We start from the raw sequence: 22,605 nt of genomic DNA on the forward strand, positions 1-22,605 counted from the left end.
GGGTACTACGAGTTTTGCTCCTGCTCGCGACGCTTCAGCTCGGTGAGCAAGCGGGCGATGTTGCGCCGACCGTACTTGATGCGGGTCGGGTTTTCCAAGGGCGAGATGGCGTGGGCAAACCGCAAGGTCTGACCGTTGGTCTGCTCTTTTTTGATTTTCTCTTTCAGCTCCTCGAGCGAAAGGGCACGAACTTCAGCGTTTTTCATCTTTACTTGGCCTCAACGTAGTCGCGACGTACCACAAATTGGGTGCGAACCGGCAGCTTTTGGGCTGCCAAACGCAGCGACTCCTGAGCCAGTTCCAACGAAACCCCGTCCGATTCGAACAGGATGGTGCCGGGCTTTACTACGGCTACCCAGTACTCGGGCGAGCCTTTGCCCTTACCCATACGTACCTCTGCAGGCTTCTTCGTGATGGGCTTGTCTGGGAAGATACGGATCCACACTTGGCCTTCGCGCTTCATAGCGCGGGTCATGGCGATACGAGCTGCTTCAATCTGGCGGGCCGTAATCCAGGCCTGCTCCAAAGATTTGATAGCGAACGAACCGAAGTCGATGGAGCTACCGCGGTAGGCCAGGCCGTGTACGCGGCCCTTCTGCATCTTCCGATATTTGGTTCTTTTCGGTTGTAACATGTCTTAGTCTCGAAAAAGAAGTGGAAGAGAAGGACTAACGACGGGGGCCACGGCCTGCGCCGCCACCACCTGGGTTGCCACCACGGTTGCCACTGGCACCTGCGCCACCGCCACGGTTGCCACCGCCGGCACCGCCGCCGAAGCCACCACGACCAGCACCGCCACCCTGGCCACCACGGTTGTCACCGCCGCCACGTGGGCCACGGTCACCACCACGACCGCCACGGTCGCCACGCTCACCCCGGTCACCCCGCTCGCCACGACCACCACGGTCGCCACGGTCGTTGCCACCCTGGCCCTGCTGCTGAGTCAGCAACTGGTTGGGCGAGAGGTCGGGCTTGCCGAATACTTCACCACGCATAATCCACACCTTGATGCCAATTTTGCCATACACCGTCTGGGCTTCAGACAGGGCGTAGTCGATATCAGCACGGAGGGTGTGCAGCGGAGTGCGGCCTTCCTTGTATTGTTCTGAACGGGCAATTTCAGCACCGCCGAGGCGGCCGCCGCACTGCACCTTGATGCCTTCAGCACCCACGCGAATGGCGCCCTGAATGGCTTGCTTCATCGCACGACGGAAGGAGATACGCGCCTGCAGCTGCTGAGCGATGCTTTCGCCTACCAGCTTGGCGTCGAGTTCCGGGCGCTTGATTTCGAAGATATTGATCTGAACGTCTTTGCTCGTGAGCTTTTTCAGCTCGTCTTTGATCTTATCAACTTCCTGGCCGCCCTTACCAATTACCACACCCGGACGAGCCGTGTTGATGGTGATGGTGATGCGCTTCAGGGTGCGCTCGATGATGATCTTCGAGATGCCACCCTTCGGGATGCGTGCCAGGATGTATTTGCGGATTTTCTCGTCTTCGACCAGTTTGTCAGCAAAGTCTTTGCCGCCATACCAGTTCGAATCCCAACCCTTAATGATGCCGAGGCGGAAACCTACCGGATTAACTTTCTGTCCCATAATACTTATTCGGTGGCGTCAGCCGCGGTTTGGGTATCAGCTTTCTTGGTCGAGCGACGCGTCGTCTTCTTCGGTGCTTCTTCAGCGGCCGGAGCTACGGCAGCCGGAGCAGTTTCCTGCTTGGCAGCGGCATCTTTCAGACCCTGGCGGCTGCCAATGGCTTCCACCTTCGAATCAATGATCAGCGTGATGTGGTTGCTGCGCTTACGAATGCGGTGACCACGGCCCTGAGGGGCGGGGCGCAGACGCTTCAGCTGGCGGCCTTCATCAACGAAAATCTCTTTGATGTAAAGATTAGCGTCTTCGATACGCTCGTCTTCGTTCTTCTGCTGCCAGTTGGCCAAAGCCGACAGGAGCAGTTTCTCGATACGCTCAGCGCCCGAATTAGCCTCAAACTTCAACAAGCCCAAGGCACGGGTAACGCTTTTGCCGCGTACTAGGCCGGCCACGAGGCGCATCTTGCGCGGCGAGGTCGGTACGTTACGGAGTTTAGCTACTGCTTCCATGTCTTAGCGCTTGCCTTTGTCTTTTTTGGCGACGTGGCCGCGGAAGTTGCGCGTGGGCGCAAATTCCCCAAGCTTGTGACCGACCATGTTTTCGGTCACATACACCGGGATAAATTTATTGCCGTTGTGAACGGCGAAGGTATGCCCTACAAAGTCCGGCGAAATCATCGAGCGACGCGACCAGGTCTTCACCACCGATTTTTTGTTGGACTCCTCCATCACTTGCACCTTCCGCTCCAGGCGGAAGTCGATGTACGGGCCTTTTTTAAGCGAACGTGCCATTACTTCTTGCCTTTACGCGAAACGATGAGTTGCTCAGAGTACTTGTTCTTGTTGCGGGTCTTCTTGCCTTTCGACAGCAGACCTTTGCGGCTGCGTGGGTGACCACCCGACGACTTGCCTTCGCCACCGCCCATGGGGTGGTCAACGGGGTTCATCGCAACACCACGTACGCGAGGACGACGACCGGCCCAACGGTTACGACCGGCTTTGCCCATGCGAACGTTCATATGGTCGCCGTTCGAAACCGTACCAACCGTGGCAATGCAGGTTACCAGAACCATGCGCATTTCACCGGAAGGCAGTTTCAACGTAGCGTACTTGTCTTCGCGAGCTACCAGCTGGGCGTAAGTGCCAGCCGAGCGAGCGAGAACTGCACCAGCACCGGGCATCAGCTCGATGTTGTGTACAATCGTACCGAGCGGCATGTTGCGCAGGGTAAGGGCGTTGCCTACTTCCGGGGTGGCAGAGGGGCCAGCTACTACCGTAGCGCCTACCGTCAAGCCAGCCGGAGCGATAATGTACGCCTTCTCGCCATCTGCATAATGCAGCAGGGCGATGCGAGCGGTACGGTTGGGGTCGTACTCAATCTCCTTCACGGTAGCTGGCACATCGTGCTTGCTGCGCTTGAAGTCGATTACGCGGTACTTCTGCTTGTGACCACCACCGATGTAACGGTTGGTCATTTTTCCGGAATCATTCCGGCCACCGGATTTTTTGAGGGGTGCCAACAGCGACTTCTCCGGCGTCGACGTGGTAATCTCGTCGAAAGCCGGGGCGATGCGGAAGCGCTGACCCGGTGATGTTGGTCTTAGTTTTTTGAGTGCCATTGCTTAGCTGAATTGCTCTGGCGAGGGGGTGCCCCGCCCGAAACGATGGTGCTGCTTAGATGCCGCTGTAGAAGTCGATGATGTCGCCTTCCTTCACGGTCACGATGGCTTTTTTGCCATGCGGACGGCGGCCAATTACAGCACCCGTCTTCGTGAACTTCGACTTGAGTTTGCCGTTGGTGCGGATAGTGTTTACACTCAACACCGTTACGCCGTACAGCTGCTCAATTTCTTTTTTGATCTGAACCTTGTTGGCGTTACGCTCCACGGAGAAGGCGTACTGGCCTTTCTCGTTCAGCGCCGTAGCCTTCTCGGTCACGATGGGCTTCTTGATCGTGCTCATTACTCAGCGGCCGTGTAAAGTTGGTTGAGCGCCTGCAGGCCATCTTCCGATAGCAACAGGGTGTCCGTGTTCAGCAGGTCGTGGGTATTCAGAGCAACGGGCGTAGCCACTTTTACTTTCTGAATGTTACGAGCCGACAGCACCACGTTCTTGTTAGCCTCACCAGTCACCAGCAAAGTCTTTTTGCCGTTGTTCAGCTTCAGGCCGCTCAGAATGTTGAGAAAGTCTTTGGTCCGGGGAGTTTCAATGCTGAAGTTCTCAACCAGGGCCAAACGGTTTTCGCGAGCAAGAACCGACAGCGCCGACAAACGGGCCAGCTGCTTGGTTTTCTTGTTCACTTTGAAACCGTAGTCACGGGGCTTAGGACCGAATACGCGACCACCACCGATGAAAACCGGCGACTTCATCGAACCAGCACGGGCACCGCCGGTACCTTTCTGCTTCTTCAGTTTCTTGGTCGTGCGGGCAATTTCAGCGCGCTCCTTCGACTTATGCGTGCCTTGGCGCTGGTTAGCCAAGTACAGCTTTACGTCGAGGTACATGGCGTGCTCATTCGGCTCCAGCCCGAAGATGGCGTCAGACAGCGTAACCTTGCGGCCGGTGTCTTCACCTTTGATCGTCAATACAGAGAGTTCCATCGCGCCTATTTCTCCAGGATAACGTAACCGTTTTTAGCACCGGGCACCGAGCCGCTCACCAAGATGAGGTTGTGCTCGAGCATCACGCGCAGAACCTTCAGGTTTTGCACTTTCACACGGTCACCGCCCATACGACCCGCCATGCGCATTCCTTTGAACACGCGCGAAGGCCACGAGCAAGCACCGATAGAACCGGGGTGACGGCCGCGGTTGTGCTGGCCGTGGGTTTGACCACCTACACCAGCAAAGTTGTGACGCTTTACAACGCCTTGGAAACCCTTGCCTTTGGAAGTACCAACTACATCGACGAAGTCACCTTCTACGAAGTATTCGGCATTCACTTCGGCGCCGAGCGTGTACGAAGCCACGTCGTCGGTGCGGAATTCCACGAGTTTCTTGCGGGGGGTAACTCCCGCCTTAGCGAAATGGCCAGCCAACGGTTTGTTGGTGTTCTTGGCCTTCTTGTCGCCGTACCCGAGTTGAACAGCTGTGTAGCCGTCGTTCTCGAGCGTTTTCACCTGCGTCACTACGCACGGGCCAGCTTGGATGAGCGTGCAGGGCACGTTCTTGCCGTCCGGAGTGAAGAGGCTTGTCATACCGATTTTTTTACCGATAATGCCAGGCATTCGAATGGGATTAGAGAAAAGACACAGGAAAACGCCCGAATGACGTTTTCGGAAAGGGAGTGCAAAGCTAGGCAATTGTTAAGATAAAATTGCAACCCCCTTCTGAAATAATTTATGAACCCTTACGGCTATAAGTCAGCACGTTCGGCTGCGTAGCCATACTCCAACTGGAACGAGCAAAACAGCAGCACCACGGAATTGGTCAATAATTTGTGGTGCGCCGCTCTTATTCAGGTTCGCGGGCTTCAGCTTGAATAAGTCACTGTATTTGTTGTAACAGGCTTATTTAAATCCCCACGTGAGGGGATTACCCAAAGCAGGAACGCGAGGAAGAAGGCTGGAATAACTGTACCAATTTGGCTTTCCAACATAGGGTTCACCATGAAGGAAACGGTAATAACCGAATAATACGCCAGTAGCAACCAGTGCCAGCGGCGCCGTGCCCACCAAAGGGGGTAGTAAAATCCGAGCAGAAACACCATTAGCCCAACCGCTCCATAGGACACCAGTTGTTCGAGGTACTGGTTGTGGGGGCGGTTGTAATTATTGGAGGTAATCTGAGGAAACAGCGCTTGATACTGGGCACTCATTTCCCGGTGAACATCTGCTTTGCCAACTCCCCAGACTGGATTCTCCTTCGCTATGGCCCAGGCAGCCTGATACGAATAGACCCGGCCCACCAAAGAATACCGATTTGCTTCCTGCGACTGGCCTAGCTGCCCAGCGTCTTCGCGGGTATTGTGGTACTTGTTATAGAAAGTGGGCAAGCACACATAGCTCACGATGGGCATCAGTAGCAGAAAGCATCCTAGCAACGCCGCCTTTAGTATTTGGCGGCGCCACAGTAAACGGGCACCATACATCATGCTAAATACATAGAAAGCAAGCAGCCCGCTACGAACAGCCAGCAGGTATTGGAAGAAAACAAGGAATACAACGCACCCTATAAGCCACTTCCTAGTATTGGCGGCTAACTGTTCACATTCCAATAACTGAACTCCTGTAGCGGTTGCCAACGCCACCAAAATGCTGAAGTTAACATGGTCGGGCACCGTGGGCATTAGTTTGGAGTGCTTGTATAATTCATGCACTTCCTCGGCGTGAAACAAGTAGTACACCGTGCTTCCGACAGCTGAGGCTGCTGTAATCAAAACGAAGAAGGTGTACAATATACCACGCAGGCGAGCCGACGGAGCAGGCAAAATCACAAAGGCAATGGGCAGTAATAGGAAAGGCAGTTGCAATACAACTCCCCGCCAAAACTCCTTCATGTTATCCGCATCGGTGTTTATTCCCGACACCAATTGCAATGCAAAGAGCAGCGTTACCGCGGCGTAAGGAGGTAGCTTATCCAGCTGCTCTGCCCTACGGTTTAGAACTAAATAAATCAGTCCTATAAGGGTTATAAGAGCAATGCCAATGCTGGAAAGCGTGCGCAGCAGCGGAACGGTATACATTCCCAGCAAAACCAATCCGCAGCCACTAACGGCTGCGGTTGAAGTCCACGGCTCGGTCATGGACTTTTGTGGCATATCAGCTTTAGTTGTTTGAATGGTCATCATGATTACATCAGGTAGCAAAGCGGCTGATGCGGTCTGCTTGATTACGCAAATACGGTATTATCCTCTTGTATTGCCGGATTTCGTCCATGACGTCTTACCCTAGCTTAAAAAACAAGCCCCACCGACTCAAGGAATCGGTGGGGCTTGTTCGTTCAAACGAGGGCTATCCTCAGACTTTGATTTCTACGTCAACGCCGCTGGGCAATTCCAGCTTCATCAGCGCATCTACCGTCTTCGACGAAGTCGAGTAAATGTCAACGAGGCGCTTGTAAGTGCAAAGCTGGAACTGCTCACGAGCCTTCTTGTTCACGTGGGGCGAACGGAGAACGGTGAACTTATCTTTCTCGGTAGGCAAAGGAATCGGGCCGCTTACGATGGCACCGGTTGCTTTCACCGCCTTTACGATCTTCTCCGACGACTTATCGACGAGGTTATGATCGTAGGACTTCAGTTTGATGCGAATTTTCTGGTTCATGATGTCAGCTTGTGAAAGCAACGATTATTTACCGCCTTTTACCTTGGCGATGATGCCCTCGGCGAGGTTCATCGGTACCTGCTCGTAGTGCGAGAAGGTAAGCGACGCGGAAGCACGACCCGATGAGATGGTGCGCAGGTCGGTTACGTAGCCGAACAGTTCCGACAGCGGAACGTCAGCCTTGATAACCTGGGCACCAGCCTTCGTGTCCATACCTTTCATAATGCCACGACGACGGTTCAGGTCACCCGTTACCGGGCCAGTGTACTCGTCCGGCGACACTACTTCAACGGCCATGATGGGCTCGAGCAATTTCGGGGCGCAACGCGGTGCAGCCTCTTTGTAGCCCAGACGTGCTGCCATTTCGAACGACAGCGCATCGGAGTCAACATCGTGGTACGAACCGTGGTAAATGCGTACACGCATCGAGTCCAGCGGGAAGCCGGCCAGAACACCGCTCTTCATAGCTTCTTCGAAGCCTTTCTGGATCGGAGCAATGAATTCGCGCGGGATAACACCACCGGTGATGCCGTTTACGAACTCCAGACCGGGTTTCTCCGGCTCGATTTCTTTCGGACCGAGTTCAAACTCGATGTGAGCGAATTTACCACGACCACCTGTCTGCTTCTTGTAGACTTCGCGGTGCTCGATTTTCTTGGTAATCATCTCCTTGTACGCTACCTGCGGAGCACCCTGGTTGATTTCAACCTTGAACTCGCGACGCATACGGTCGATGATGATTTCCAAGTGAAGTTCGCCCATGCCGCGCAGTACCGTCTGGCCCGTTTCGGGGTCGGTGAATACCGTCAGGGTGGGGTCTTCTTCTACGAGTTTGGCAATGGCCATACCCATCTTATCCACGTCGGCTTGCGTCTTCGGCTCGATAGCGTAACCGATTACGGGCTCGGGGAAAGACATAGACTCGAGAACGAGACGGTCTTTCTCTTCCGTCAGCGTGTCACCGGTCTTGATGTCTTTGAAACCCACGCCGGCAGCAATATCACCAGCCTGAATTTTGTCGATGGGGTTCTGCTTGTTGGAGTGCATCTGCATCAGACGCGAGATGCGCTCCTTCTTGCCCGTACGGTTGTTGAATACGTACGAACCCGATTCCAGCTGACCGCTGTAGCAGCGGAAGAAGCACAGACGGCCCACGAAGGGGTCGGTAGCAATTTTAAACGCCAGGGCGGTGAACGGCTCGGTATTGTCCGGGTGACGCTCTACTTCCTCGCCCGTGTCGGGGTTGGTACCGATGATAGCCGGCATGTCGAGCGGCGAAGGCAGGTAAGCCATTACGCCGTCCAGCATCGACTGAACACCTTTGTTTTTGAAGGCCGAGCCGCACATTACGGGCGAGAACTTCATGTCGATTACCGCCTGGCGGATAACGACCATCATTTCCTCGCGGGTGATGCTGTCCGGATCTTCGAAGAATTTCTCGAGCAGTGCATCGTCGTATTCGGCAACGCTTTCTACCAGCTTCTGACGCCACTCGGCAACCGTTTCCACCAGATCCTCGGGAACGGGGATTTCGTGGTAGGCTTTGCCCTGGGTTGCGTCGTCCCACACGATGGCTTTGCCAGTGAGCAGGTCAACTACGCCCTTGAAGGTGTCTTCGGCTCCGATCGGGATTTGCAGCGGCACGGGGTTAGCGCCCAGCTTGTCCTTAATCTCGGTTACAGCCTTGAAGAAGTCAGCACCGGCGCGGTCCATCTTGTTTACGAAACAGATGCGCGGCACTTTGTACTTGTCAGCCTGACGCCATACGGTTTCCGACTGCGGCTCTACGCCCGAAACGGCGCAAAACAGAGCAACGGCACCGTCGAGCACACGCAGCGAGCGTTCAACTTCAACGGTGAAGTCAACGTGGCCGGGGGTGTCAATCAGGTTGATTTTGTACTGCTTGGTTTCCGGAGTTGGGTCACCGTTAGAGTCGGTGGGGTAGTTCCAGAACGTGGTGGTAGCAGCCGAAGTGATGGTGATACCACGCTCCTGCTCTTGCTCCATCCAGTCCATCGTGGCGGCACCTTCGTGCACTTCCCCGATTTTGTGGGTTTTACCGGTGTAGTATAGGATACGCTCCGACGTGGTGGTCTTACCGGCGTCGATGTGCGCCATAATCCCAATGTTGCGGAGGTACTGAAGGTCTTTGTTTACGGCCATTGTCTTATGCGGACTTAGGAATGTGGGGACTCAAGGCTTGGATTCGTGTGAGAACAAAAAACCAAGACCTAAAGTCCCCAATGCCCAAAAACCATTTCTAGAAACGGAAGTGCGAGAAAGCCTTGTTGGCTTCCGCCATCCGGTGGGTGTCGTCCTTTTTCTTAACGGCAGCACCTTCACCTTTTGCAGCGGCGATAATTTCACCGGCCAGCTTGTCCTTCATGGTCTTCTCACCGCGACGACGCGAGTATTGAATCAACCACTTCGAACCAACGGCGATACGACGATCGGGGCGAACTTCGGTGGGAACCTGGAAGGTAGCACCACCTACGCGGCGGCTCTTTACTTCCACGGTCGGCATCACGTTGTTCAGGGCTTTGCGCCACTGCTCCAGGCCGTTCTCTTTGGTGCGGGCTTCTACCTGCTCTAGGGCATCGTAGAAGATGCCGTACGACAGGCTCTTCTTGCCGTCGTACATCAGGTAGTTAACGAAACGGGTAACCAGCGTCTCACCGAACTTGGGGTCCGGCAGGAGGATGCGCTTCTTTGGTTTTGCTTTTCTCATGATTTCGAAAGGGCTTGGCGACTGTGCTTAGAGTGGAATCAGGCTTCACACGCTGACCGCGTATTACTCAGACCCCTGATTCAGGCACCGACAGCCGTCAGAGTGACCTTATTACTTTTTCTTACCTGCGGGTTTGCCGCCTTTGCCAGCTGCTGCTGCAGGTTGGCCCGGCTTCGGACGCTTAGCACCGTACTTCGAACGGCGCTGGAGACGGCCGCTTACGCCGGCGGTGTCCAGAGCACCACGGATGATGTGGTAACGAACACCCGGCAAGTCTTTCACACGACCACCGCGGATCAGCACGATGCTGTGTTCCTGCAGGTTGTGGCCTTCGCCCGGGATGTAGGCGTTAACTTCTTTGCCGTTGGTGAGGCGCACACGGGCCACTTTACGCATGGCCGAGTTCGGCTTCTTAGGCGTAGTAGTGTACACGCGGGTGCAAACGCCACGGCGCTGGGGGCACGAATCAAGAGCCGGCGACTTCGACTTCGTCGTCAGCTTCTCGCGGCCCTTGCGTACTAATTGGTTGATGGTTGGCATCTACAAATGGGTTTGTGCCGGGAGGGTCTTCTCCCAAAAAATTAGGCTTGCAAAGGTAGACAGTCTGATTTACAATAGCAAACGGGTATTATAACTTAACCCGAACGGCTTGTACGGCTCAGAATCAGGGGATTTACCGCCCCCGTATTTGAATTCTGAAAAGGCGCTATAAAAGCCCACACTGCACTGCAGAGGCCGTTTCGGCTTCTAGGAGCTCAAGCGTAGTCGTTTTATTCGACGCTCTGCAATGTCACCGGGCCTAAGTCGGCGCAACGGCTGAGTACATACCCGAGCACGGTTAAGCTTGTGTAGCTGCGGCTGTAGTCGCAGAAGTACAGACCGTATTCAGCCCGCTGAAGTGCAGCATCGGGAAGTCCCGATACATTGGCGGAGCTGCGGTATTCATGCAGCCCCAATTCGTCGATATTGTCTAGGCTTGGTGCCTTGCTCAGAATAGAATTAGCCTGTTCAATAGTCAACAAGCAAACAATACGGTATTCAAATCCCGTTTCAATCAAGCACATATCATCAATTAGTAAGCCATATTACTAACACTAGTTATCGGTAACGGCACTTACTATCATCTAATTGTTGCCGCACGTAAGAATATGTGGAAACGCACTTCACGGCGTTCTTCGCCCCACTTCTGCCGCAGTTCCTGCTCGATGAGCTTCAGCGGCTCCTCCCCTATTTCTTGCTGGTAGCGCTGCACGCTGCTCCACGTCTGCAAATAACGTAGAAACCGGTCAGCATCCCACTCCTGCCGCTCTTCAAATTCGCGCCGCTGGATATTGGCGAACGGAAACGAAATACGAGCAAATTGGTCGTCGATGTGGCGCCGGTTATCGTCCCAGTACGGTCCCACCACATCGGTGTAGAAATGCTGTATCAGTGGGGCAATATCCGGATTCACTTGCACCAACCCGTAGCCCCATTCTGCAATGGTAGCGCCGGGCTTGGCCACACGAGTTGCCTCGTGGTGAAATGCACCTGCGTCGAACCAATGCAGCGCCTGGGCTACCGTTATCAGATCGAAGGTGTCATCGGCAAACGAAGTTTGTTCAGCTGCGCTTATCGAATAACTGATATTCGGTCGTTGTACCGCCTGGGCCAATTGTTTCGCACTGATATCGGTAGCTTCTACCTGTCCAAAGTGCGTCGCCAAATCGGCCGCTACCTGGCCATTGCCGGTACCGCAGTCCCAAGCGGCTTCGCGGCCGGGCGTGAGGGAAAGCAGAAAGTCATACAGCGCAGCCGGGTAGGTAATGCGGAACTGGGCGTATTGCGCGGCGTGGTTGGAGAAACGGTCGAGAGGCATTTTCCTACTTACCTAAAACGACTTTAGCAGTTTTTTTATCTTTTATCAAAACATAAAGCGCAAATGCTTTTTCGAAATGCTCTTTAGGCAACTCTTCTTTCATAATCTTCAGCAAATCATGAAGTTGTTCGCGAGCAGTTTCGTGAATTCCAGCTTGCTTATTAGTTAGATCATCAAAAGCAAAAGGAACACCTGTTTTCACTACAAACGAAAAATTAGCAGGGTCATAACCGAATACGTAGGTGGTATTGCGATACAATGATTTCTTTATGTAGCAAAACCTATAACGGTCCGTATTATTTGGCATATAATAATCAATAGTCTTAAGAATTTTAACCATTGTAGAACATCTATATATAGTAGATTGCCAATCGGCCAAGTTCAACGGCCTAACAAACTTCACTTCATATAATTGACCATTTACACAATCCCATTCCTCAAATACTGCTTCGATATTATTATAAACTTTAAAATCAACAAATTTCGCTAAATCCTCTCTTATTAACTCTTTTTTCCTATCCAGTGGAGACAGTACAGAGTTATTAATTTGCTGCGTCTTATTCTCAAGCAATAATTTCAAATCCTTTTGCTCCAGATTGTCTATTCTTTCTCCAAACAACGATGAGCGCTTAGAACTTGTAAAAATGTCAAATGATTTAAGAGCTTCATTTATCTCTTCATTGGTACTACTTTCATTTTCTAATACATCAATTATGCTACTTAAAAAGTATCCACGAGACGAATTGGGATTCAAAGCGTCTTTTTCCTCCTTGATTCGTATTCTATCGAAGGTACTTAAATAGGGGTTCATCTTATTTCGTATTTGTGGCCAAGTTATTTACGCCTCTCCCATCGTGCCACCGAAGTTCATCGGGAAGCTAGGCATGTCGCCTTGCACTTTTATCGGGCCGAAGCTGCGTTCGTACCGTTCGATGTTATCGGCCAGTGCATTCAATAGCCTTTTGGCGTGTTCTGGGGTAATTACCACACGGGCTTTCACCTTGGCTTTGGGCAAACCGGGCATCAGGCGAATGAAGTCGATGACAAACTCGCTGCTGCTGTGGGCAATCATGGCCAGGTTGGCGTACTCGCCTTCGGCAATGTCTTCGGAGAGTTCGATGTTGATTTGCTGCTGCTCCTCGGGGGTAGGTTCGGGTTGGTTCGTCATGGTCTGTTTCGCGAAAGAGGTGTCGCGTGGCAATAAGATATTGAAATGCGGCTGGTGCTACTGAAGCCGGATGTTTTATCCGCGCTAAGCACCGCTAAAGCTAAAAAGAAAAGCCCGCCGGAATTGCTTCCGGCGGGCTTCCCTATTCAATTAACCAGTCAGCCTAAGCTGAAACGCTTATTCCGAAACGGTTTCGCGCTTGCTGCGGCTGGCACGGGGCCGAGCTTCGGCAGCGGCCGGAGCGGCTACAGCGGGCTCGGGGTCCTCGGTAGAACCAACGATGATTCGCTGGTACTCGCGCAGACCGGTACCGGCCGGGATGAGGTGACCAACAATCACGTTCTCCTTCAGGCCCAGCAGTTCGTCGGCCTTGCCACGGATGGCAGCTTCCGACAGCACCTTGGTCGTTTCCTGGAAGGAAGCAGCCGAGATGAACGACTGCGTACCCAACGAAGCCTGGGTGATACCCTGCAGCGTGGGGCGCGATACAGCTGGAGAAGCATCACGCACTTCTACCAGTTTCAGGTCGCGACGACGCAGCGAGGAGTTCTCGTCGCGCAGCTTACGAGCCGTTACGATCTGACCACGCTTCAGCTCCGTCGATTCGCCCTCGTCCGTCACCACCTTCATATCGATGATGGAGTCGTTTTCTTCCATGAAGGTCACCTTGTCAATAACTTGGTGCTCCAGGAACGAGGTGTCGCCTGGGTCGATAATCACGACTTTCTGCATCATCTGGCGAACTACCACCTCGATGTGCTTGTCGTTGATTTTCACACCCTGCAAGCGGTACACTTCCTGAATCTCGTTCACGAGGTACTCCTGCACGGCGCCCGGTCCCTGAATGTTCAGGATGTCAATCGGGGTAATGGCACCATCCGACAACGGCGAACCGGCGCGGATGAAGTCGTTGTCCTGCACCAGAATGTGCTTCGACAGCGGCACCATGTACTTCTTCTTAACGCCGTCTTTCGACTCGACAAAGATTTCGCGGTTACCACGCTTCACCGTGCCGTAGGTTACCACACCGTCGATTTCCGACACAACAGCCGGGTTAGACGGGTTGCGGGCCTCAAACAATTCGGTTACGCGGGGCAGACCACCGGTGATGTCGCGGGTCTTACCTACCGCACGAGGAATCTTAGCCAAGATGTGACCGGCCTTGATTTTCTCGCCGTTTTCCACACTGATATGCGAGCCAACGGGGATGTTGTAGGTACGCTCCGACTCGTCGCCGCCTTTCTTGCCGGCTTTCACGATCAGGGCAGGTGCCATCGTCTTGTCTTTCGATTCGATGATGACCTTCTCGCGGTGACCGGTCTGTTCGTCCGACTCCTCGCGGTAGGTTACGCCTTCCTTGATGCCGTCGTAGGCAATAGAACCGTCGAACTCGGCCAGAATAACGGCGTTGTACGGGTCCCAGTTGCAAAGCTCGGCGCCCTTCTCTACTTCCTGACCTTCGTCAACAACCAGGAAAGAGCCGTACGGTACGTGGTTCGAGATAAACACCTTGCCGGTGCCTTTCTCCACGATGCGAACTTCGCCCGAGCGGCCCATCACCACTTTGCCCTTCGCGCCGTCGTCGGTCAGAGTATCCACGGTGCGGATATCCTCGAACTCAACAACACCGGCGAACTTGGCGCGGATGCTGGCTTCAACGGCAATGTTCGAAGCCGTACCACCTACGTGGAAGGTACGCAGCGTGAGCTGGGTACCCGGCTCACCGATGGACTGAGCAGCAATTACACCTACCGCTTCACCTTTCTGGACCATGCGGCCCGACGACAGGTTACGGCCGTAGCACTTGCCGCAAATACCACGCTTGGCTTCGCAGGTCAGCACCGAGCGGATTTCCACCGATTCGATAGCCGTAGCGTCGATGCGACGGGTAACTTCTTCGGTGATTTCCTCACCAGCCGGCAGGATAATCTCGTCCGTGAGCGGGTCGATGATGTCGTGTACCGCTACGCGGCCCAGGATACGCTCGGCCAGCGGCTCTACCACGTCCTCGTTGTCCTTCAAAGCGAAGGTCTCGATGCCGCGCAGCGTACCGCAGTCCACGTCGTTTACAATCACGTCCTGCGACACGTCAACCAGACGACGCGTCAGGTAGCCGGCGTCAGCCGTCTTCAGAGCGGTGTCGGCCAGACCCTTACGGGCACCGTGGGTCGAAATGAAGTACTCGATTACGTCCAGGCCTTCTTTGAAGTTGGACAGAATCGGGTTTTCGATGATTTCGCCTACCGAACCCTGCAGCGACTTCTGCGGCTTGGCCATCAGACCCCGCATACCGCCGAGCTGACGAATCTGCTCGCGCGAACCACGGGCACCGGAGTGCATCATCATGTAGATCGAGTTGAAGCCCTGATCGTCCGTTTCCAAACGACGCATGAGCGTCTCCGTAATCTGGTTGTTGATGCGCGTCCAGATGTCGATAACCTGGTTGTAACGCTCGTTGTCGGTAATCAGACCCATCTGGTAGTTCTGGGTTACCGCATCCACGTCGGCCTTGGCCTGCGCGATGAGGGCGTCCTTCTCCTTCGGAATCTGAATATCGCCCAGACCCATGCTCAGGCCGCCTTTGAAGGCCGACTGGAAACCGAGGGTCTTGATGTCGTCGAGGAACTGAGCCGTACGGGCCATACCCGTGCGCTTGAATACCAGCGAAATGATCTGCTGGAGTTTCTTCTTCGTGAGTAGTTCGTCGACGAAGCCCACTTCCTGCGGCACGAGCAGGTTGAACAGCACGCGGCCAGCAACGGTCTCGATGATTTTCGGCACCAAGTTGTCCTGCTCGTCGCGTACCATCGTGCGAACCTTGATGTACGCCTGCTTCGAGAGCTGCTTCTCGTTGATGGCAATAACAACTTCCTCCGCGGAGTAGAACGTCATGCCTTCGCCTTGAATCTTCTCGGTTTCGGTGCTGCGCTTGCCTTTGGTCACGTAGTACAAGCCCAGAACCATGTCCTGCGACGGTACCGCGATGGGCGCGCCGTTGGCCGGGTTCAGGATGTTGTGCGAGGCCAACATGAGCATGGAGGCTTCCAGAACGGCAGCCGGGCCCAGGGGCACGTGCACAGCCATCTGGTCACCGTCAAAGTCAGCGTTGAAGGCGGTACACACCAGCGGGTGCAGCTGAATAGCTTTGCCCTCGATGAGACGCGGCTGGAACGCCTGGATGCCCAAACGGTGCAACGTAGGAGCACGGTTGAGCAGTACGGGGTGACCCTTGAGTACGTTCTCAAGGATATCCCATACCACGGCGTCCTTGCGGTCCACGATTTTCTTGGCCGACTTCACCGTTTTCACGATGCCGCGCTCGATGAGCTTACGGATGATGAAGGGTTTGAACAGCTCGGCCGCCATGTTCTTGGGCAGACCGCACTCGTGCAGCTTCAGCTCCGGACCTACCACGATAACCGAACGGCCCGAGTAGTCGACACGCTTACCGAGCAGGTTCTGACGGAAGCGGCCCTGCTTGCCTTTCAGCATATCGGACAGCGACTTCAGGGCGCGGTTGCCTTCGGCACGCACGGCATTCACCTTACGCGAGTTATCGAAGAGCGAATCCACAGCTTCCTGCAACATGCGCTTCTCGTTTCGCAGAATCACCTCCGGCGCCTTGATTTCAATCAGGCGCTTGAGGCGGTTGTTGCGGATGATTACGCGGCGGTACAGGTCGTTCAAGTCGGAGGTAGCGAAACGGCCACCGTCCAGGGGCACGAGCGGACGCAATTCCGGCGGAATAACCGGCACCATGCGGATTACCATCCACTCGGGGCGGTTTTCCACGCGGGTGTTGGCTTCGCGGAACGCTTCTACCACGCGCAGACGCTTCAACGCCTCAGCCTTACGCTGCTGCGAGGTTTCGTGGGCGGCAGAGTCACGCAGCGAGTAGCTCAACTCGTCCAGGTTCAGGCGCTCGAGCAGCATGTACAATGCGTCGGCACCCATGCGGGCGATGAACTTCTGCGGGTCTTCGTTGGGCAACATCTGGTTCTCGCGGGGGAGCTTGTCGATGATGTCCAGGTATTCGTCTTCGGTCAAGAAGTCGTACTGCTGTACGCCTTCCGTTTCCAATACGCCCGGCTGCACTACCACGTAACGTTCGTAGTAGATGATCTGGTCGAGCTTCTTGGTGGGCATACCCAGCAGGTAGCCAATTTTATTCGGCAGCGACTTGAAGTACCAAATGTGCGCAACGGGTACCACCAGTTCGATGTGACCCATCCGCTCGCGGCGCACTTTCTTCTCGGTCACCTCCACGCCGCAACGGTCGCAGATGATGCCCTTGTAACGAATGCGCTTGTATTTGCCGCAGTGGCACTCCCAGTCCTTCACCGGCCCGAAGATCCGCTCACAGAACAGACCGCCCATTTCGGGCTTGTACGTCCGGTAGTTGATCGTCTCGGGCTTCACCACTTCGCCGTTCGACCGCTCCAGAATAGCTTCCGGCGAGGCGAGCGAGATAGTGACTTTCGAGAAGTCCTGCACTAACTTCTTGGTTTTTGCAAACGCCATGTTGCTTGTTTGTTAAGCTGTTAGCTTGTTGCTATTCACTGCCTGTCTTTCCGCTTAGTGCCGATGGCATGACCGCAGAAAGAGAGAACAGCTCGACTCACGTAAAAGTGCTCTGCGGGTCGGATAGGTACGCCGCGCAGTAGGTTTTATCGGGTCTGAGGATGGAGTCCGGTTGACTGCCTTCGAGTGGCTTGTTGATGACTTTCCAGACGGTTTGTGTTGTCCTGACCTTATCTCGGAACAACATCCGAAAAGCATGTCGCGAAGCCGTTCGCACTATGCGCGAAATGGTTGCCGGCACCAAAGCACCAGCAACCATTCCTTTGCAGCTTACTTAATCCAGCGTGATTTCCAGGGCCAGACCACGCAGCTCGTGAATGAGCACGTTGAACGACTCAGGGATATTCGGCTTGGGCAACACGTCGCCTTTTACAATGGCTTCGTACGCTTTGGCACGGCCTACCACGTCGTCCGATTTCACCGTCAGGATTTCCTGCAGGATGTTCGAAGCACCGAAGGCTTCCAAAGCCCACACTTCCATTTCGCCGAAGCGCTGACCACCGAACTGCGCTTTACCACCCAGCGGCTGCTGCGTAATGAGCGAGTACGGACCGATGGAACGGGCGTGCATTTTGTCGTCGACCAAGTGACCGAGTTTGAGCATGTAAATCACACCCACGGTTACCGGCTGGTCGAAACGGTCACCCGAAAGGCCGTCGTGCAGGTACGCACGACCCCAATCCGGCAAGCCTGCTTCGGTCAGTTCCTTGGCTACTTCTTCTTCGGTACCACCGTCGAAAATCGGCGTCGAGTACTTACGGCCCAGTTTGAGACCAGCCCAGCCGAGTACCGTTTCGTAGATCTGACCGATGTTCATGCGGCTCGGTACACCCAGCGGGTTCAGCACGATGTCCATCGGCGTGCCGTCGGGCAGGAAGGGCATGTCCTCATCGCGTACGATGCGGGCTACCACCCCTTTGTTACCGTGACGGCCGGCCATCTTGTCACCCACCTTCAGCTTGCGCTTCTTGGCGATGTACACTTTAGCCAGCTGTACGATGCCCGCGGGTAGTTCGTCGCCTACTTCCAGCGTGAAACGGTCGCGCTTGAAACGAGCCGTTACAATGTTGCGGCGCTTGGTGTAATTCTTCACCAATTCCACAACCATGCTGTTCACCTTCTCGTCGGCGGTCCAACCTTCAAGGATCAAGTCCTTGAACATGTTAACCTCCTCTGGTACGGCGTAGTTGCTCTCGTCCTTGTAAGGGTTTTTGTCGGGGAACAACGCTTCCGTGATGTTCTTCTTCCCGAATTTCACACCCTTGCTCAGGATTTCGTCGCCGAAACGGTGCTTCAACCCTTGCGAAGTTTTGCCTTCGAGCAGTTGCACCAGCTTCTCTACCATCACGGTTTTCACGCCGCGCAGCTCGGCCGCGTAACGGTCCTTCAGCTCCTCTACTTCGCGCTTCGACTTCGCCCGGAGGTTTTTGTCCTTCTTAGGACGTGCAAACAGCTTCGTCTCAATTACGACACCCTGCAAGGAGGGCGGCGCCTTAAGCGAGGCATCTTTCACGTCGCCGGCTTTGTCGCCGAAGATGGCACGCAGCAGCTTCTCTTCCGGAGTCGGGTCGGTCTCGCCCTTCGGCGTGATTTTACCGATCAGAATGTCGCCTTCGCGTACTTCAGCACCGATGCGGATGATACCGTTCTCGTCGAGGTTGCGCACGGCTTCCTCGCTTACGTTCGGAATTTCCGAGGTCAGTTCCTCTTCGCCGCGCTTGGTTTCGCGTACTTCCAGCTCGAACTCTTCGATGTGAATCGAAGTGAAGATGTCGTCGCGCACAACCTTCTCCGAAATCACGATGGCATCCTCGAAGTTGTAACCCTGCCATGGCATAAATGCCACCTGCATGTTACGACCCAAGGCTAGCTCACCGCCTTCGGTGGCGTAGCCTTCGCACAACGGCTGGCCCTTCTCAACCCGGTCACCGCGCTTCACGATGGGGCTCAGGTTAATGCAGGTATCCTGGTTGGTACGACGGAATTTGATCAGATCGTAGGTTACGCGCTCGGCGTCGAAGCTCACGAGGATGTCTTCGGCCGAGAGGTCGTACTTCACGATGATCTTGTTGGCATCCACGTAATCGATGGTGCCGGGGCCCTCTGCTACTACCAAGGCGCGCGAGTCAATAGCTACACGACCTTCGAGGCCGGTACCTACAATCGGAGCCTGCGGACGCAGCAATGGAACCGCCTGACGCTGCATGTTCGAGCCCATCAGGGCGCGGTTGGCGTCGTCGTGCTCCAGGAACGGAATCATCGAGGCAGCCACCGACACAATCTGGTTCGGTGCAATGTCCATATAGGTGTACTCGGCTGGCTCTACTACCGGGAAGTCACCTTCGAAACGACCTTTTACGCGGTCCGACAGGAAGTTACCATTGTCATCGAGACGGGCGTTAGCCTGCGCAATGTGGTGGGTATCTTCCTCTTCGGCTGTCAGGTACTTCACGTTCTCGCTCATGTCAACCGTTCCGTTCTGCACGGTGCGGTAGGGCGTTTCAATGAAGCCCATCGAGTTAACGCGGGCGTGCACGCACAGCGACGAAATCAGACCAATGTTCGGTCCTTCCGGCGTTTCAATGGTGCAAAGGCGGCCGTAGTGCGTGTAGTGAACGTCACGTACTTCGAAACCAGCACGCTCGCGCGATAGACCTCCTGGCCCCAGTGCCGATACGCGACGCTTGTGCGTCACCTCGGCCAGCGGGTTGGTTTGGTCCATGAACTGCGACAACTGGTTGGTGCCGAAGAACGAGTTGATTACCGACGACAGCGTACGGGCATTGATCAGGTCAACGGGCTTGAAGTCCTCGTTGTCGCGCACATTCATGCGTTCCTTGATGGTACGCGCCATACGAGCCAGACCTACGCCAAACTGGGCGTACAGCTGCTCGCCCACCGTGCGTACACGGCGATTCGACAAGTGGTCAATGTCATCGACTACTGCCTTCGAGTTGATCAGGCCGATCAGGTACTTCACAATGAGAACAATGTCCTCGTTGGTCAGTACGCGAGCTTCCCAGTTCTTGTCAAGGCCGAGCTTCTTGTTGATCCGGTAACGGCCAACGTCGCCCAAGTCGTAACGCTTATCCGAGAAGAACAACTTCTGAATGATGTCACGCGCGGTTTCTTCGTCCGGCGCTTCCGTGTTACGGAGCTGGCGGTAAATCTGCTCCACGGCTTCCTTCTCCGAGTTGGAGTTGTCTTTCTGAAGCGTGTTGTAGATGATAGCGAAGTCGGCGATGTTAACGTTTTCGCGGTGCAGGATAATCGACTTAACCCCCGAATCCACGATGGTGTCGATGTCGCTGTCCTCCACGGCGGAGTCACGCTCCAGCAGCACTTCGTTACGGTCGATGGATACCACTTCACCGGTGTCCTCGTCCACGAAGTCTTCCGTCCAAGTGCGTAGTACACGGGCAGCCAGCTTGCGGCCAACTACTTTCTTGAGTGTTTTCTTGTCGGCTTTCACCTCCTCCGACAGTCCGAACAGGTCGAGAATGTCTTTGTCGGTACCGTAGCCGATGGCGCGAAGCAGCGTCGTAACCGGGAATTTCTTCTTACGGTCAATGTACGCGTACATCACGTTGTTCACGTCCGTGGCAAACTCAATCCACGAACCCTTGAACGGGATAATACGGGCCGAATACAGCTTCGTGCCGTTGGTGTGCTTGCTCTGGGCAAAGAACACGCCCGGCGAACGGTGCAGCTGCGATACGATAACGCGCTCAGCGCCGTTGATGACGAACGAACCCTTCTCCGTCATGTAGGGAATGTTCCCGAGGAACACTTCCTGCTCGATGGTTTCAAAGTCCTCGTTGTCGGCGTCGTTGCACAGCAGGCGCAGTTTCGCCTTCAGGGGTACCGAGTACGTCAAGCCGCGGTCAATGCACTCGTCAACCGAGTACTTGGGCGGATCCACGTGGTAATCCATGAACTGCAGCACGAAGTTTTCGCGGGAGTCCGAAATCGGAAAGTTCTCGGCAAACACCTTAAACAAACCTTCATCCGTACGATTCTCGGCGGCCGTCTCGAGCTGGAAGAAATCCTGGAACGACTGCAACTGTACGTCCAAGAAATCCGGATACTCAATAACCTTCTTAATCTTGGCGAAGTTGATCCGCTCCTCGGCCGAAGCCGTTTTCTTGCGTGTAGCCAACGTGTAAGGGGGTTAAAATGACAAAGGGTGGTACTCTGCAAACTTTGCGTAGCTTCTACGCGTAGACGCGCGAAAACGCCCCTAAGGGCGTGGAAACCGCGTTCAGCAAAGTTTGTAGGCTACAAACAGGAAAAGACCTGACTTAGTTGCCAGGCCTTCTCCATGCTTGTTGGGCGGGGTTGAAACGGAACCGGCTGACTGTTGAGTCACCGGTAACCGTTGCGTCCGTCCGATGAAGCAGGTGGGTGGGAGGGTAATTACTTAACCTCTACTTCAGCACCAGCTTCTTCCAGCTGCTTCTTCAGGCCTTCAGCCTCGTCTTTAGCAACACCTTCTTTCAGGGGCTTCGGAGCGCCGTCAACCAGTTCTTTGGCTTCCTTCAGGCCGAGGCCGGTCAGGTCTTTCACCAGCTTAACTACAGCCAGTTTCTGAGCACCAGCCGACTTCAGGATTACGTCGAACGAAGTCTTCTCCTCAGGAGCTTCAGCAGCAGCGCCAGCGCCGCCACCAGCCATCATTACCGGAGCAGCAGCTGCCGGCTCGATGCCGTACTCGTCCTTCAGGATAGTAGCCAGTTCGTTAACTTCTTTAACGGTCAGGCTAACGAGCTGCTCTGCAAATGCTTTCAAATCTGCCATTTTGCAAAAAAATTTGGGGGTGTTGTTGAAAACGATTGAATGAATAAAAGAGAGCAGCGGTTAGCCTGCGGCCTCTTCTTTTTCCGAAAGGGTTTTGAGGATGCCAGCCAGCTTGTTGCCGCCGCTCTGCAGAGCACCGATAACGTTTTTGGCGGGCGACTGGAGCAGACCGATGATTTCACCGATGAGTTCCTGCTTGCCTTTGATGGTGGCCAGTGTTTCCAGCTGGTTGGCACCAACGAACAGGTCGCTATCGAGGTAAGCGCCTTTCAGCACCGGCTTCGGCACTACGTTCTTACCGTAGTTCTGCGACTTGTAAAAATCCTTCAACAGCTTGGCAGGAGCCGAGCCCGACTCTTTCGAGAACAGGATGCCCGACTGGCCTTTTAGTGCTGCATCCAGCTCAGCGGTGTCGCCCGAGAGGCGGTCCAGCGCTTTGCGGATTAGGGTGTTTTTGTAAACCTTGTATTCCATGCCGCGCGTGTAGCACAGGCGACGGAATTCGTTGATCTTCGCCACGGTCATGCCCGAGGCATCCGTGAGGTAGAAGAAGCTGTATTCGCCGAACTTCTCGGCCAGCTCATCTACGAGGGCATATTTTTCTTCCTTCGTCATG

22 protein-coding genes are annotated in these 22,605 nt (G+C 54.6%); all 22 read right to left on the reverse strand.

The window, feature by feature from the left end:
• Nucleotides 1–5 precede the first annotated feature (5 nt).
• The 22 genes from rpmC to rplJ all read right to left on the reverse strand — a co-directional run bounded on the left by rpmC (nt 6) and on the right by rplJ (nt 22,604).
• A complete protein-coding gene (gene rpmC / locus ABD903_RS05940; RefSeq protein ID WP_345222257.1) occupies nt 6–206 on the reverse strand; it encodes a 50S ribosomal protein L29 in 201 nt (66 codons plus the stop codon).
• A gap of 2 nt (nt 207–208) precedes the next feature.
• Nucleotides 209–634, reverse strand: coding sequence for a 50S ribosomal protein L16 (gene rplP / locus ABD903_RS05945; RefSeq protein ID WP_151078208.1), 426 nt, complete (start codon nt 632–634; stop codon nt 209–211).
• A 34-nt stretch (nt 635–668) separates the two neighbouring features.
• On the reverse strand, nt 669–1,598 hold the full coding sequence (rpsC, locus tag ABD903_RS05950) for a 30S ribosomal protein S3 (protein ID WP_345222259.1): 930 nt from the start codon (nt 1,596–1,598) through the stop codon (nt 669–671).
• 5 nt (nt 1,599–1,603) lie between these two features.
• Nucleotides 1,604–2,104: a 50S ribosomal protein L22 gene (rplV, locus tag ABD903_RS05955; RefSeq protein ID WP_425555395.1), complete on the reverse strand. Its 501-nt coding sequence runs from the start codon at nt 2,102–2,104 to the stop codon at nt 1,604–1,606.
• Nucleotides 2,105–2,107: 3 nt separating this feature from the next.
• On the reverse strand, nt 2,108–2,386 hold the full coding sequence (gene rpsS, locus ABD903_RS05960; RefSeq protein ID WP_078013193.1) for a 30S ribosomal protein S19: 279 nt from the start codon (nt 2,384–2,386) through the stop codon (nt 2,108–2,110).
• Complete coding sequence (gene rplB, locus ABD903_RS05965; protein ID WP_345222262.1) at nt 2,386–3,213, reverse strand: 50S ribosomal protein L2; 828 nt, start codon at nt 3,211–3,213, stop codon at nt 2,386–2,388. The genes rpsS and rplB overlap by 1 nt, the downstream gene beginning before the upstream one ends.
• Before the next feature lie 55 nt (nt 3,214–3,268).
• Nucleotides 3,269–3,556 (reverse strand): 50S ribosomal protein L23, encoded by a 288-nt coding sequence (gene rplW / locus ABD903_RS05970; RefSeq protein ID WP_345222263.1) that lies wholly within the window; start codon nt 3,554–3,556, stop codon nt 3,269–3,271.
• Entirely contained in the window at nt 3,556–4,194 is a 639-nt protein-coding gene (gene rplD / locus ABD903_RS05975; RefSeq protein ID WP_345222265.1) for a 50S ribosomal protein L4, read from the reverse strand. The genes rplW and rplD overlap by 1 nt, the downstream gene beginning before the upstream one ends.
• A 5-nt stretch (nt 4,195–4,199) precedes the next feature.
• A complete protein-coding gene (gene rplC / locus ABD903_RS05980) occupies nt 4,200–4,820 on the reverse strand; it encodes a 50S ribosomal protein L3 (RefSeq protein ID WP_345222266.1) in 621 nt (206 codons plus the stop codon).
• A 245-nt stretch (nt 4,821–5,065) separates the two neighbouring features.
• Nucleotides 5,066–6,382 (reverse strand): O-antigen ligase family protein, encoded by a 1,317-nt coding sequence (locus ABD903_RS05985; RefSeq protein WP_345222267.1) that lies wholly within the window; start codon nt 6,380–6,382, stop codon nt 5,066–5,068.
• Between the two features lie 169 nt (nt 6,383–6,551).
• Nucleotides 6,552–6,857: a 30S ribosomal protein S10 gene (gene rpsJ / locus ABD903_RS05990; RefSeq protein ID WP_106930172.1), complete on the reverse strand. Its 306-nt coding sequence runs from the start codon at nt 6,855–6,857 to the stop codon at nt 6,552–6,554.
• A 24-nt stretch (nt 6,858–6,881) separates the two neighbouring features.
• On the reverse strand, nt 6,882–9,020 hold the full coding sequence (gene fusA / locus ABD903_RS05995; RefSeq protein ID WP_345222268.1) for an elongation factor G: 2,139 nt from the start codon (nt 9,018–9,020) through the stop codon (nt 6,882–6,884).
• A gap of 97 nt (nt 9,021–9,117) precedes the next feature.
• On the reverse strand, nt 9,118–9,585 hold the full coding sequence (rpsG, locus tag ABD903_RS06000) for a 30S ribosomal protein S7 (RefSeq protein ID WP_151078217.1): 468 nt from the start codon (nt 9,583–9,585) through the stop codon (nt 9,118–9,120).
• Nucleotides 9,586–9,696: 111 nt separating this feature from the next.
• Complete coding sequence (gene rpsL, locus ABD903_RS06005) at nt 9,697–10,125, reverse strand: 30S ribosomal protein S12 (protein ID WP_151078218.1); 429 nt, start codon at nt 10,123–10,125, stop codon at nt 9,697–9,699.
• 230 nt (nt 10,126–10,355) lie between these two features.
• Complete coding sequence (locus ABD903_RS06010) at nt 10,356–10,649, reverse strand: hypothetical protein (RefSeq protein WP_345222271.1); 294 nt, start codon at nt 10,647–10,649, stop codon at nt 10,356–10,358.
• A gap of 56 nt (nt 10,650–10,705) precedes the next feature.
• Nucleotides 10,706–11,443 carry a class I SAM-dependent methyltransferase gene (locus ABD903_RS06015; RefSeq protein WP_345222273.1) on the reverse strand — a complete coding sequence of 246 codons (738 nt, stop codon included), beginning with the start codon at nt 11,441–11,443 and terminating at the stop codon, nt 10,706–10,708.
• A gap of 4 nt (nt 11,444–11,447) precedes the next feature.
• Nucleotides 11,448–12,254: a hypothetical protein gene (locus ABD903_RS06020; RefSeq protein ID WP_345222274.1), complete on the reverse strand. Its 807-nt coding sequence runs from the start codon at nt 12,252–12,254 to the stop codon at nt 11,448–11,450.
• 27 nt (nt 12,255–12,281) lie between these two features.
• Nucleotides 12,282–12,611, reverse strand: a complete 330-nt coding sequence (locus ABD903_RS06025) for a DUF3467 domain-containing protein (protein WP_345222276.1) — start codon at nt 12,609–12,611, stop codon at nt 12,282–12,284.
• A gap of 177 nt (nt 12,612–12,788) precedes the next feature.
• Nucleotides 12,789–17,132 (reverse strand): DNA-directed RNA polymerase subunit beta', encoded by a 4,344-nt coding sequence (gene rpoC, locus ABD903_RS06030; RefSeq protein ID WP_345222277.1) that lies wholly within the window; start codon nt 17,130–17,132, stop codon nt 12,789–12,791.
• Nucleotides 17,133–17,466: 334 nt separating this feature from the next.
• Nucleotides 17,467–21,351, reverse strand: a complete 3,885-nt coding sequence (rpoB, locus tag ABD903_RS06035; protein WP_345222279.1) for a DNA-directed RNA polymerase subunit beta — start codon at nt 21,349–21,351, stop codon at nt 17,467–17,469.
• Between the two features lie 257 nt (nt 21,352–21,608).
• Nucleotides 21,609–21,989: a 50S ribosomal protein L7/L12 gene (gene rplL / locus ABD903_RS06040; RefSeq protein ID WP_227765564.1), complete on the reverse strand. Its 381-nt coding sequence runs from the start codon at nt 21,987–21,989 to the stop codon at nt 21,609–21,611.
• A 60-nt stretch (nt 21,990–22,049) separates the two neighbouring features.
• Nucleotides 22,050–22,604: a 50S ribosomal protein L10 gene (rplJ, locus tag ABD903_RS06045; protein ID WP_345222285.1), complete on the reverse strand. Its 555-nt coding sequence runs from the start codon at nt 22,602–22,604 to the stop codon at nt 22,050–22,052.
• Nucleotide 22,605: the final 1 nt, after the last annotated feature.

Source organism: Hymenobacter koreensis (genome assembly GCF_039541855.1).
Taxonomy (GTDB): Bacteria; Bacteroidota; Bacteroidia; order Cytophagales; family Hymenobacteraceae; genus Solirubrum; species Solirubrum koreensis.